Origin of the sequence: Spirulina sp. CS-785/01 (assembly GCF_028330525.1) — a bacterium.
Taxonomy (GTDB): Bacteria; Cyanobacteriota; Cyanobacteriia; order Cyanobacteriales; family Spirulinaceae; genus JAQMSD01.
In genome coordinates this window covers 44,105-56,675 of record NZ_JAQMSD010000102.1, presented here as the reverse complement: position 1 = coordinate 56,675, position 12,571 = coordinate 44,105, and the positions used below count along the sequence as shown (strand labels likewise).

9 protein-coding genes, 1 tRNA gene and 1 pseudogene are annotated in these 12,571 nt (G+C 46.2%); 10 read left to right on the top strand and 1 reads right to left on the bottom strand.

Annotation, left to right across the window (positions count from 1 at the left end; all coding sequences use genetic code 11):
* Positions 1 to 414, bottom strand: a pseudogene (locus PN462_RS06125) (biotin/lipoyl-binding protein); the annotation flags it as partial.
* Between the two features lie 250 nt (positions 415 to 664).
* Here PN462_RS06125 and PN462_RS06120 point away from each other — a divergent pair.
* The 10 genes from PN462_RS06120 (at position 665) to PN462_RS06075 (ending at position 12,343) form a co-directional block, all read left to right on the top strand.
* Positions 665 to 1,147, top strand: coding sequence for a hypothetical protein (locus tag PN462_RS06120; protein ID WP_272127135.1), 483 nt, complete (start codon positions 665 to 667; stop codon positions 1,145 to 1,147).
* 378 nt (positions 1,148 to 1,525) lie between these two features.
* Positions 1,526 to 1,607: transfer RNA gene (locus PN462_RS06115), tRNA-Leu, on the top strand.
* 96 nt (positions 1,608 to 1,703) lie between these two features.
* Positions 1,704 to 2,132, top strand: a complete 429-nt coding sequence (locus tag PN462_RS06110; RefSeq protein WP_272127134.1) for a methylmalonic aciduria and homocystinuria type D protein — start codon at positions 1,704 to 1,706, stop codon at positions 2,130 to 2,132.
* A gap of 231 nt (positions 2,133 to 2,363) precedes the next feature.
* Positions 2,364 to 3,092 (top strand): OB-fold-containig protein, encoded by a 729-nt coding sequence (locus PN462_RS06105; protein ID WP_272127133.1) that lies wholly within the window; start codon positions 2,364 to 2,366, stop codon positions 3,090 to 3,092.
* A gap of 19 nt (positions 3,093 to 3,111) precedes the next feature.
* Positions 3,112 to 5,223 carry a flotillin family protein gene (locus PN462_RS06100; RefSeq protein ID WP_272127132.1) on the top strand — a complete coding sequence of 704 codons (2,112 nt, stop codon included), beginning with the start codon at positions 3,112 to 3,114 and terminating at the stop codon, positions 5,221 to 5,223.
* 155 nt (positions 5,224 to 5,378) lie between these two features.
* Complete coding sequence (gene puuE / locus PN462_RS06095; protein WP_272127131.1) at positions 5,379 to 6,296, top strand: allantoinase PuuE; 918 nt, start codon at positions 5,379 to 5,381, stop codon at positions 6,294 to 6,296.
* Positions 6,297 to 6,496: 200 nt separating this feature from the next.
* Entirely contained in the window at positions 6,497 to 6,709 is a 213-nt protein-coding gene (locus PN462_RS06090) for a hypothetical protein (RefSeq protein ID WP_272127130.1), read from the top strand.
* 291 nt (positions 6,710 to 7,000) lie between these two features.
* A complete protein-coding gene (locus PN462_RS06085) occupies positions 7,001 to 7,723 on the top strand; it encodes a sirohydrochlorin chelatase (protein WP_272127129.1) in 723 nt (240 codons plus the stop codon).
* Entirely contained in the window at positions 7,716 to 8,501 is a 786-nt protein-coding gene (gene cobA / locus PN462_RS06080) for a uroporphyrinogen-III C-methyltransferase (protein ID WP_272127128.1), read from the top strand. The genes PN462_RS06085 and cobA overlap by 8 nt, the downstream gene beginning before the upstream one ends.
* Before the next feature lie 1,079 nt (positions 8,502 to 9,580).
* Positions 9,581 to 12,343 carry an ATP-binding protein gene (locus PN462_RS06075; RefSeq protein ID WP_272127127.1) on the top strand — a complete coding sequence of 921 codons (2,763 nt, stop codon included), beginning with the start codon at positions 9,581 to 9,583 and terminating at the stop codon, positions 12,341 to 12,343.
* Positions 12,344 to 12,571 lie beyond the last annotated feature (228 nt).

Below are 12,571 nucleotides of genomic sequence, written 5' to 3'. Positions count from 1 at the left end.
GCGTTGGGCCCGGGCCGTAGCCAGTTGAGACTGGGCCGCCCGCACCTCCGCTTCTGCACTGAGTAACCCGGCCCGACGGACATTCACCTGAGCCACCGCCGAATTCACCTGCGCCAACTGCTGATCCGGTCGCAACTGTACAATAGGGGTGCCGGCCTCTACCCGTGTCCCATTCTCCGCAAAAATGTTCACCACCCGGCCTTCAATTTCCGGACGCAAAATCACCCGTTGGGCCGCCTCCAGGTTGCCCACAAACTCAGAACTTTCCTCCACCATACGAATCTCAATTTCCTGTAGCGATACTGGGACCGGCCCGGGTTGGCCTCGTCCTTGCGGAGGGCCACCCCCACATCCGGCCACCAACACTGACACCCCTAGGGCGGTTCCCCAAATTTGTTTTGAGACTGCACGCATGATCACCTTTGCCGTACTATACACCAGAGCGTCCCGGCTTTGCTCACGGGATCGCGTTTCTCGCCTATCCTAGCTTAAAATGCGGACTCCTGAAGGAGGGTTGAAAATACCTGCCTCATACAAAAAATCCCTTAAAATGGATTCATTCAGCGTACAACATGGGTCATGAGTCGTAGATGGGATGAAGCGAGAGCGAAACCCAAAAAAACCCTTGCTAGTCATCACAATTTAACCGTTATGGGGAAAGCCTATGAGTTCACAACAACCTCAAACCCTAGTTTATGCGATTTGGCTGATTAGTGTGTTTATTCTGTTTAGCTTCTTGGGAGCTTTACTTTATGGTTTGTCTGGAAGTGTTTATATAGTTGCTTTGGGAGGAGCAGTATTACCTTGTTGGGGAGCGATTTCTTATCCCACTCGTCTGCGAACATGGATTAGACCCTTTATTGCTTTTGGATTTTCTCAAGCCATGATGCGAGTGATTCTGGTGTTTTCTGCTTGTATGTTGCTGGTTTCGGCATTTATCCCCATGGTTTTTTCCACTATCATTGTTTCCAGCATTTGGAGTGTTTTGATTAGCTTACTTGCTATATTTACTCTCTCCAAAACGGGCGAAGAACTTTTAAAGGCTTTTCCGGTTCGTCAAGTTTTCTTAATGTTAGTCACTGTCTCTTGGGTAGGAATGATCTGGTTTCCTCTAGTCACTGCTTTATTTCAGCACAGTGGGACGTAGGTTGGGTGAAGTGGGACTTGTAACTAAAGAAAACCTTTTCCAAACCCACTATTCGGGAAAAATTCAACACCTATCAGTTTATTGATTATAAAGAACAAGTCATCGACCTCTTAACGCGAGTTTGTACCGTTTCTGTGGAAACCATGAAAATTGTGCAAGCAATGGAACACTTATGACCCTGAAAAAACGAGAACCCCTTTTATGCAGGTTAGGGTGAATCCCCCCATCTTCCCATGAATAAGCGGGTTTCAGGATATCCTTATAGGATGATCCTATCATGGGGAGAGAGGCGCGATCGCATCTCCCTCTAAGCAAATTAAAATCCCCCTTGCACAATCAGAAAACCTTGTGTTATCTTTAATATCTGTCAGCCAATAAGCGGATGTGGTGGAATTGGTAGACACGCACGCTTGAGGGGCGTGTGGCTTTCGCTGTGCGAGTTCGAGTCTCGCCATCCGCATTTTTAAATACGACTCCGCATTTTTAAACAGTAAATTCTATCACATAATCAAGAAACAGTCAAGGCTGTTTCTTTCTTTTTATGGAAATACTGTTTATGGAAATACTGTGTTATCCCCCCACCCCCTTTCTCAAGGCCAATCTTCCCTTACTCTTACCGGACTGGTCTGCCGAGGAGGTGTGGGTTATAATCACTCTACAACAGGCCAACTGTGACTTACTCCCCTCCACCCCTGAGAGTGAACAAGAAAAACAGCGACTTCGATCTTGTTTTATCGAGTTGGCCTTAAAATTAGTACAACAGATAAAAGACCAGGGAGGAGAAGCTGATTTCTTTGATCCGAAAACAGGATATCCTAGGTTTTCGAGTCCAGGGAGTCTAACCCATGATGATGTCGCCACAGTTCAAACCATACTAGGGTATTCTACCATTGCGGGTAATTGTCGTGCCATTATCCATCCCCAGTGGGGAACTGCCGTCTATCCTGGAATTATAGTCACATCCCTTCCGGTTGAGGAAGGGTGAGTGGTTGGGAGTGGACTATTGAACCACAAAGACACAAAGGACACAAAGGAAAGAGTAAGAAGATGGGAAGGGTTGGGAGTATCGGAAGATGGAAACTAAGAACCAAGAACTAAGAACAAACTACCAAAATATTTACAAAACTTTTTAATTGACTGACAGTTTCCCTAGAGACGACTAAGCTAAAAGTGAAAACAGAGGGGATGACCTGCGTTTTTCTACAAAATACCTAATATGTTGACAAATCTTGTTAATTTACCCTACTGGATTATTCTAGGAATTGGCATTTTGCTGTTCCTAGTGGTCATTGCGTCAGGAGGAGGTGATGATGACTTTGATCTAGATATGGATGAGAATACCGGAGACGGGTTTTGGCAAACCGATGCAGATACCGAAGTTGATAGTAGTAGTTCCTTCGGGATGGCCCATCTTTTAGGATGGTTTGGTATTGGGAAAGTCCCCTTAATTGTGTTGTTGGCCACCAATATGAGTCTCTGGGGATTAACGGGATGGGTAATTAATATTATCGTCGGGGAATTATTTGGAATTATTCCTACTGCACTGTTAGGATTTGGGGGAGTGATTCTGGTTGGGTCTTTTGTTGTGAGTTTCTACTTAGGGGGGTTAATTTCTCGGCCTGTTGGTCAAATGTTTGTTACTTTTGGTGAAGATGCAAGCGGCGATCGCTTGATCGGTTGTTTGGGAACAGTCTCCTCAAAAAATGTCCCACTGATCACCCAAGGAACAATTGGCCAAGTCGATGTTTCTGATCCCAATCATAATTTAGTCTCCATTGGGGCCACCCGTCCCGACTGGTCGAATACTTCCCTCACTCGTGGCCAGAAAGTGATTGTTATTGACCGTCGGCCACAGAGTTACCTTGTGATTGCAAAAGATTCTTCAGATGAGGATCGCTGGTTATCCAACCTAAAAACAAGCCGCGATTCCCATAAACATTCTTAATTATTCAAGGAGCATTCCCATGAAATTTTGGTTTCACTTTCTACAAACCCTACCCACCGCCCCATTCGACGAATTAACCCCCCATGATGTCCCCATTGAATACTCTGTAAAACAGTCAGCAAGACCAGACGCAAAACCCGTTTTAACGGCTCAAAGTCGCCCAGAAACCGCCAGACCGCAAGCTCCTGTTGTCCCCACGGGATTAATTAGTGGAGCAGTTGTCGCGGTTGGTGGCTTCATTTTTATTATCTTCCTATTACTATTAAGTTTATGGGTCTATAAACTGTTCTATAATATTACCCCCAATAATGAAGCCTTTGTGCGGACTGGGGGGTTATTTCAGAAGCGGAAAAAAGTCATTATTAATGGCGGTTGTGTTGTCCTCCCAGGGTTTCATGAACTCACCCGTGTCCCCTTACGAGAAATCTCCATTGATGTGGAACGGACAGGTCAATTAGCGGTACGGACTCAAGACTATTTACGTGCCGATATGCGAGTCACATTTTATGTCTGTATTAATGCAGATGAAGAAGATGTGAGCATTGCAGCAGCGAGACTCTCTACAAAAGGTCGAGTGTCTCCAGAAGAAATTACTAATGCGTTAGAAAAACGGGCAGATGATGCCATCCGTGCTGCCGCTAAACGGAAAAAATTAGCCGAAATTGACTCAGATAAACTAGGGTTTGCGGATGAAGTTCTCAACTTAATTCAACAAGACTTAAAGAAAGTTGGTTTAACTCTGAATAATATCGCTATTTCAGAAATTGAAGAAAGCGATACTTATGATGAAAATAACTTCTTTGATGCTCAAGGGGTACGTCTCCGAACCGAAACTATCCAAAGTGCCATTCAACAAAAGCGAGAAGTTGAATTAAGCACAAAAGTGGCCATAGAGCAACAAGAATTAAATGCTGAAAAGAAATCTCTAACCATTTCCAAACAGCAAGAAGAAGCCAACATTAAGCAACAACAAGAAATTGAGTCCCTGCGCTTAACCCAACAACAAGAAATTGAGTCCCTGAAAGCGCAACGAGAACGGGAAACTCAGGAAGCAAAAGATAAAGAAGCGGCGAAAATTGAACGGAATAAAATCCTGCAAAATCAAGCCATTGAAGAAGAAAACATTCAACAACAATTGGCCATCCAAAATAGTCAAATTGAGGCCAATATTACCCTAGAGGAACAGAACAAGAAATTCAAAGTTGCTCAAACCACCCAACAACAAGAAGCAGAGGTGGCAGAAATTACCCGACAACAAACGGTGGATGCCTCTCGCTTGCGGGCCCGCATTGAAGTGGCAGCCGCAGAACAAGAGTCGAAAGTGGCTCAACAAGAGGCGGCTATTGCTATTGCTAATAAAGAAAAAGAACGCTTTGCTGCCGATGCAGAAAACGCCCAAGCGGAAGAAGCGGTGAACACAGCCAAAGCGGTGGAAGAAGCGGAACGAAGCCGTCGTTTGTCTATTATTGACGCAGAACAAAAGGCACAACAGAAACAAATTGCCGACCAAAATGTCGTTGAAATTGATGTCTTCCGTCGTCGTCGCCAAGCGGAAATTGCCCGTCAGGCCGCCGAACTAGAAGCAGAGTCTATTCGCACCTTAGCCGAAGCCAACCGCTTTCAAGCCATTGCAGAAGCGGAAGGGAAACGCGCTCTCAATGACGCAGAAAACGCCCTCAGCGACGCAAACCGGACGGCAGAGGTGATCAAAAGTCTATTCCCCCAAGTTGCCGAAAATCTGCCGGAAATCGTCAAATCTCTCGCTCCTCAGCCTGGGGTGTTGGGAGATGCCCGCATTTATGCGTTTCCGGGGGCCGGGAGTAATGGTAATGGGTCCAATGGTATGGGGGATGTGAATAAGTTGCTGTTATCGACTTCGGGGTTATCGTTGATTAATAGTTTGTTGGAGGATGGCAAGTTAAATGAGTTATTGGCGTTGTTGAAAAATCTGCTGAATAATGGGGGAACTGCTCAGAATGGGGGAGGGGCTACGGAGATGACTGCAACACCGAAACCTAGTCCGACGATGACTAATTCTCCTGCATCGGAGGGAAGTTCGGACCCCCAAGGGACTGTTGCGTCTCCGATGAATGTGGATATTCAAACTCAGGAGTCTCCCCCGGAAAACTGAGCCAATATTGCTGTGTCGGTTGGGTGTAATGGAGTGAAACCTAATATTCTCCACTTTGGGGGGGTTGGGTTACGCTACGCTTCACCCAACCTACGGTAGAATCTACGGTAGAGTGTCAAGGGTTTACTAGGAATTTTTTAACCCAGTTAATGCTTATGAGTCGTCCCTATCCTAGAGATTTAATTGGTTATGGCCGTACTTCTCCCCATCCTCGGTGGCCCCATGAGGCTCGGATTGCGGTGCAGTTTGTGATTAATTATGAGGAGGGGGGTGAGAATTGTATTTTACATGGGGATACCGCTTCAGAAGCCTTTTTATCGGAAACCATTGGGGCCCAACCTTTGCCGGGGGTGCGGAATATGAATATGGAATCTATGTATGAGTATGGGGCAAGAGCCGGGTTTTGGCGGCTTTATCGGCAGTTTACCTCCCGTGAGATTCCGGTGACGGTTTATGGGGTGACAATGGCGTTAGAACGCAATCCAGAGGCGGTTGCGGCGATGAAAGAGGCGGACTGGGAGATTGCCTCCCACGGGTATCGGTGGATTGACTATCAAGATATTCCGGAGTCGGTGGAACGAGAGCATATTCAAATTGCGATCGCGCGTCATACCGAAATCACCGGAAACCGTCCCCTCGGTTGGTACACAGGCCGCAATAGTCCCAACACTCGGCGGTTAGTGGTGGAAGCGGGGGGGTTTCTCTATGATGCCGATAGTTATGCCGATGACCTCCCCTACTGGGTGTATGATTACGGTGAACCCCACTTGGTTATCCCCTACACCCTAGACAATAATGATATGAGATTCGCTACTTATCAGGGGTTTAATTCAGGAGAACAGTTTTTTACCTATCTCCGCGATGCTTTTGATGTGTTGTACGCTGAAGGCGCGACTCACCCTAAAATGATGAGTGTGGGGTTACATTGCCGTCTCGCCGGAAGACCTGGACGAACTGCCGCTTTAGCCCGCTTTCTCGACTATGTACAGCAACGAGAAAAGGTCTGGCTTCCCCGTCGTCTTGATATTGCCTACCATTGGCACTCCCATCATCCTCCCTTCCGTGAGAGTTAAGATTAAGCAATCTAACATTTTGTATCAAGCGTAGCAATGATCGAGGTCTAGTTCGGTTAAATCAGATATTGTAATAAAATAAGGGCAATTATGAAATTATTGTTAAGATTAAGGCCAAGCACTCAATGATGAGATAGAGCTTTGTACTTATTCTGACACGAACCTTTTATCTGTTGTCGAATGTTCAAAACGACCTAACTATGACACCGATTCTCTTACGCCACCTTTGGTCATTAGTGGAAAATGCCCAAGCTCAAGTAATTCTCGCCCTAGATGATTCTAGTTTAGTGGATTGGCTGATTGCGCAGATAGGAAAACAGCGATCGCTAGAAAACCACGAAACGGAAGTATTAAGTCACTATATCCGGTCTAAAACCTCCCTCATTCGGGATATTGCAGGGCAACAGGTTTAGTTGACAGTTGATAATTGACAGTTGATAATTGACCAGACTTCACTGTCAAGTGAACAATTGATAATTGACAAACGCTGCCATCAACATACTCAAAAAGGTACTCCGTACTGTAGGGCATACAGGAACGTTCCAAAAATATTGGATAAACGCTTCGGGACAACTCACCCTATGCGAGTATTGATGAGAGTCAATGCTTTAAGGGGATTGGATGAACGAAGAATCCACCGAATTAAATTCGGTGGAGTGTCAATGCTACAAGCACCGCCTAAAAATAGGAATTGATAGTCAAGTATGGAGTTTGCCTACTTTCTCGTTTGGCATGGAAGCCGCGATCGCCGTTCTCAAACCGCCAGTCACCATCTCGCCTATCTCGTCACCCAAGCATTAGGACTTTCCCCTTCTCTTGTGGGAGTAGCCCCCTTAGAATTATCTCCCTATCCCCTCCATGAAGCCCTGGTGCAGTTTGCTCAACAAGTCCAAGGGACAGGAGTTGAGACCATTCGTATTTTACCCCTATTTTTACTGCCGGGGGTTCATGTGAAAGAGGATATCCCCGCAGAAATAGCCCAAGCGCGACAACAGTTGGGATCATCCCCCCAGTTGGAATTATTGGACTATTTGGGGAAACAACCGCAAATGGTGGACTTATTGGCCCAAGAATTTCAGGACGTGCCACAGAATAGCCACAGTCAGCGTATTTTGCTTTCCCACGGGAGTCGTCGAGAAGGGGCAAATTGCGCGATCGCAGCCTTAGCCGCACAATTAAACGCCAGACCGGCCTATTGGGCAGTCCCCCCCCATTTAAGCAGCCAAATTGAGCATTGTGTTACCAATGGACAGACCGACATTGCCATTCAGCCTTATTTTTTATTTACAGGGGGGCTAACCGATGCGATCGCCCAACAAGTCGCCGAATTAAGGGTAAAATTTGCAGATGCTAAATTAAATTTAGGTGAACCCCTTGGGGCAACCCCCCAACTGGCTCAATTAATTACAGACAAGCTGCATGAATAACATTGAAACTCAGACAGGCAAAGTTTATCTTCTCGGTGCCGGGCCAGGTGATCCGGGTTTAATGACCTTAAAAGGCAAAGCCCTGTTAGAACACGCCGATGTAGTCGTGTATGATGCCTTAGTGAGTGAGGCAATCCTTGCAATGATTAATCCTCGCGCCGAACGAATTAACGCAGGAAAACGCCGAGGCCGCCATTCTAAGCTACAGGGAGAAACCACCCGTTTATTAATCGAAAAAGCCCAAGATCACGCCATTGTCGTCCGTTTAAAAGGCGGTGATCCCTTCGTATTTGGTCGAGGGGGAGAAGAAATGCAGGATATCCTCGAAGCAGGCATCCCCGTAGAAGTGATCCCCGGTATTACCTCCGGCATTGCCGCCCCCGCCTATGCCGGGATTCCCCTCACCCATCGTCATTATAGTTCCTCAGTCATTTTTGTCACAGGTCACGAAGCCGCCGGAAAATATCGCCCCCAAGTGAATTGGCCGGCCATTGCCCAAGGGGCCGAAACCATTGTCATCTATATGGGCATTCATAACCTATCCCATATTATTCACCAATTACAGGTCGGCGGATTAACCGAACAAACCCCCATTGCTTTAATTCGCTGGGGGACTTGTCCTCAACAGGAGGAGTTAATGGGAACATTGGGGACTATTCAGCAAAAAGTCGAAGAAACCGGGTTTGAAGCCCCTGCGATCGCTATTATTGGCTCGATCATCGAGTTACATGATATTCTGAGTCATTCCCAACCCGTCGTGATCAATCAGCAGAGGTAAGCATTCAGCCTAACACTAACACTCCGTTGCCGAAAGAGGGGGACGTTGAGCGAAAATAGAGCCAACTCCATTCACCTTGCAAAAGCTAATTTCATTAGTTTATAATTGAGGTATCAACAATCCCCCTCATCTCAATTTCCTTTCTTTTTCAACAGCATCCACTGTCCCCATCTCCATAGATTTATCTCAATAGATTTACGGAAAAAATACTCAAGAATTGAGAAACTTTTCCTCTTTTTAATAGACCATCTCCCTACATTCACGTAAAGCGGTCTTGCTTTTTCTTCCAGTTCACCCAAAATTCCATAAAATTACGACAAATGGCCGATGCTTTGCAGGTGTAATCGGCCATTTGTCGTAAAGTCATTATAAAACGAGCAAAAGGCTAAAACCCTTGTAAAATCAGTGTTTCTCCCCTAGTGAGATGAGAATGATGTGGGTATTAATAGAGATAGGGGGAAAGTTGATTTTGGACAGGGTTATGAAAGGGAATTGCAGATGCCGTTTTTGTTGTCGCCTAGTTGGATTTATTATAGCGATTAACGCGCTTACGTTAGGTTTCTTAGAATTGTGCGATCATCCTACAGAAGTCGCCAAACAACAGCGTTTAAATTTAATTGAAAGTCCCGCTAGTTTCATTATTTGTGATAAAGCCCAACGTTGGATTCAGTTTTAATTTATTGGTGATGGGTAATTAAAGTTAAGCAACCGGGTTTCTGTACAAAATTTAGGCAAAACCGGATCAATTTAGATAGAAACCCGGTTTCTCAGCCACTTATATAGCATTTTCATCCGAGTTGTAAACTGACTGGTTTGGCAAAGGGAACAGGGAACAGGGAATAGGGATAGGAGTTTTAGAGTTTTTTATTACTTTTTGATTTATGACAAATCATTGATTTTTGCTATATTCCTTTAAACCAACAACCCACAACCCATAACAATGTTGGCTAGAACACAAGGGAAAATTGAGGATTCATGATTGAATGTACGTGATGGCAGATTGTTGCACGCCAGAGATACGCATCATCCGCTTGATTATCACAATAACTGACCATTGAATCCTTTTTTCCAACCCTTGTATGTCCTCTCCCTCTCGTTGGTCAAAACTACCTCTCCGTTGGGTTCTAATTGTTCCCTTTGTTGTGCAAATTTTCGCCGCAGTCGGGTTAACCGGGTATCTCTCCATCCGGAACGGAGAAGCGGCTGTCCAAGAGTTAGCCTTACAACTGCGAGAAGAACTAACGGCCCGCATTCAGGAAAAACTGAAAAACTATCTCACCACCCCCCGTTGGATTGTTCAAAGTAATCTCGACAGTGTACAACTGGATGAATTACCCATTGAGGAAGATCACACCGCCCTGAAACAGCATTTTTGGGCGCAAATGAAGCGTTTTCCCAAAATGAACTATATTGCCTTTGGCAGTCAGAACGGGGATTATATTGCAGTAGATCGACTAGAGAAACAGCGATCGCTGCGTCTAGTCACCGTCAACGAAGACACCAACGGGGATATGTTTATTTATGGGATGGACTCCCAAGGCAACCCTCGCAACCTACTGAAAACAGTCCCAAACTACGATCCCCGCACCCGACCTTGGTATCATGTAGCCGAAGACGCAGGAGAGGGAACATGGAGTAACGTTTACACCTATTTTTCCGATGATCTGCTGGCCGTGAACTATAGCCACCCCCTCTATCAAGACGGAAAATTATTAGGGATATTAACCGCGAATTTAGGGTTAGGGGATATCGGTCAATTTCTAGACACCCTGAAAATAGGGGACTCCGGAGAAACCTTTATCATTGAACGATCCGGAAAATTAGTCGCCAGTTCTACCCTAGAACACCCCTTCACCGTAGCCGGAAAACAAGTCAATCGCATTCAACTAGAACGGAGTAATGATCCCCTCCTCGAAGCAACCGGAGAGTTTCTCTTAGACCAATTTACCCGCTTTCAAGCCATCCAAGCCATTCAACAATTCAAATTTCGCACCAACGGAGAAGACCATTTTCTCCAAGTTACCCCCCTCGAGAATAACGAAGGGTTAGACTGGCTGATCATCGTCGTTGTTCCCGAAAGCGAGTTTATGGCACAAATTAACGCCAATACTCGCACCACCATTGCCCTTTGTTTCCTCTCCCTCTTAGTGGCCACCCTCTTAGGCATTTTCACCTCTCGCTGGATCACTCGCCCCATTGTAGAATTTACCCAAGCCTCCGATGCCATTTCCCGCAAAGACCTGCAACGACGAGTCCCCCCCCAACCCATTCGAGAATTAGGCATTTTGGCCCAAGCCTTCAACCGCATGGCCAGCCAACTGCAAACCTCATTTCAACAACTCGAACAAACCAACACCATTTTAGAACAGCGTGTCGAAGAACGAACCGCCGAACTGGAACAAGCCAAAGAAAGCGCGGAAACGGCCAATCAAGCGAAAAGTGAGTTTTTGGCCAATATGAGTCACGAATTGAGGACTCCCCTCAATGGGATTTTAGGCTATGTGCAGATTTTACAACGGGCAACGGATTTGAACCGTCACCGTCAAGGAGTGAATGTCATTGAACAATGTGGGTCCCATTTATTGGAACTGATCAACGATATTCTAGATTTATCGAAAATTGAAGCCAGACGTATGGAACTCTATCCGAAAGAGTTTCATTTTCTTGCCTTTCTCTCTGGGATAACCGAAACTATCCGCATTCGGGCCCAACAAAAGGATATTCACTTTGAGATGTTGGCTGCTTCCCATTTGCCGGAGGGGGTGAAGGCCGATGAGAAACGGTTACGGCAAATTTTGATTAATTTGTTGGGTAATGCGGTGAAGTTTACCGATAGGGGAAGGGTAACGTTAACGGTGGAACGACTGGAGGAGGAGAGACAGGAAACCCCAGAGGCAGGGGAATTGTCCACCGCAACCATTCGTTTTACGGTTCAAGATAGCGGCCCCGGTATTTCTCCGGAAGCCTTAGAGCAAATTTTTCAACCTTTTGAACAAGTCGGGGCCACTTCTCGACGGAGTGAGGGGACCGGGTTAGGGTTAGCCATTAGTCGGCAAATTTTGGCGATGATGGGGGGCAAAATGCAGGTAGAGAGTGAGTTGGGCCAGGGGAGTACCTTTTGGTTTGATTTACGGATGGAAGTGGCCCAAGACTGGGCGATGATGGCCGCTGACGGGGACAAGGGGAAAATTATTGGCTATGAGGGCAAACGGCGTAAACTGTTGGTGGTGGATGATAAGCAGGTGAATCGGACGGTTTTGGTGGAGGTGTTAGTTCCTCTGGGGTTTGAGGTGGCCCAAGGGAGTGACGGGGAGGAGGGGTTACAGGTAGCGAGGAGGGTTCACCCGGATATTATTATTACGGATTTGGTGATGCCGGAGTTAGATGGGTTTGAATTGACTCGTCGTTTGCGACAAGAGGAGGGGTTAGCGGATAGGATTGTGATTGCGTCGAGTGCCTCGGTTTTACAGAGTGATCAAGTGCAGAGTTTGGAGGCGGGTTGTAATGATTTTTTACCGAAACCTATTGAGGTGGAGAAGTTGTTGCGGTTGTTGGAGAAGTATTTACAGTTGGAGTGGGTTTATACGGGGGAGTCATCGGGGAAAACGGGGGGAGACGGTTTGGAGGAGGTGGTGTTGAGTCCCGAACAGTTTCCCCCTCCAGAGGAGTTAGAGGGGTTGTATGAGGCAGCGAGACAGGGGGATATTGACCGCGCGATCGCGGAAGCCCAACGGTTATATGATTTAGATGAACAATACCAACTTTTTGCCCAGCAGGTGTTACGCTTGGCTGAGGAGTTTGATGATGAGGCGATTGTTCAGTTAATAATGGATAATGGATAATTGATAATTGATATAGCGTTTTCATCAGAGTTGTAAACTGACTTGTAAGGCATTGGGAACAGGGAATTACGGAACAGGGAACAGAAAATCAGGCATACAGGGGGTTTTTACTGTTAGAGTAAAACCCCACGGGGTTTTACTCCTCCTTTGAAAACGCTATAATTGATGATTGGTCAACCACAAAGACACAAAGGACACAAAGCAGTCGGTCGCATCTCAACCAACAAC

What these genes read in the sequence shown, in the direction of transcription:
- PN462_RS06120 (WP_272127135.1), top strand. Translation starts at nt 665, where the DNA reads ATGAGTTCACAACAACCTCAAACCCTAGTTTATGCGATTTGGCTGATT.
- PN462_RS06110 (WP_272127134.1), top strand. Translation starts at nt 1,704, where the DNA reads ATGGAAATACTGTGTTATCCCCCCACCCCCTTTCTCAAGGCCAATCTT.
- PN462_RS06105 (WP_272127133.1), top strand. Translation starts at nt 2,364, where the DNA reads ATGTTGACAAATCTTGTTAATTTACCCTACTGGATTATTCTAGGAATT.
- PN462_RS06100 (WP_272127132.1), top strand. Translation starts at nt 3,112, where the DNA reads ATGAAATTTTGGTTTCACTTTCTACAAACCCTACCCACCGCCCCATTC.
- puuE (WP_272127131.1), top strand. Translation starts at nt 5,379, where the DNA reads ATGAGTCGTCCCTATCCTAGAGATTTAATTGGTTATGGCCGTACTTCT.
- PN462_RS06090 (WP_272127130.1), top strand. Translation starts at nt 6,497, where the DNA reads ATGACACCGATTCTCTTACGCCACCTTTGGTCATTAGTGGAAAATGCC.
- PN462_RS06085 (WP_272127129.1), top strand. Translation starts at nt 7,001, where the DNA reads ATGGAGTTTGCCTACTTTCTCGTTTGGCATGGAAGCCGCGATCGCCGT.
- cobA (WP_272127128.1), top strand. Translation starts at nt 7,716, where the DNA reads ATGAATAACATTGAAACTCAGACAGGCAAAGTTTATCTTCTCGGTGCC.
- PN462_RS06075 (WP_272127127.1), top strand. Translation starts at nt 9,581, where the DNA reads ATGTCCTCTCCCTCTCGTTGGTCAAAACTACCTCTCCGTTGGGTTCTA.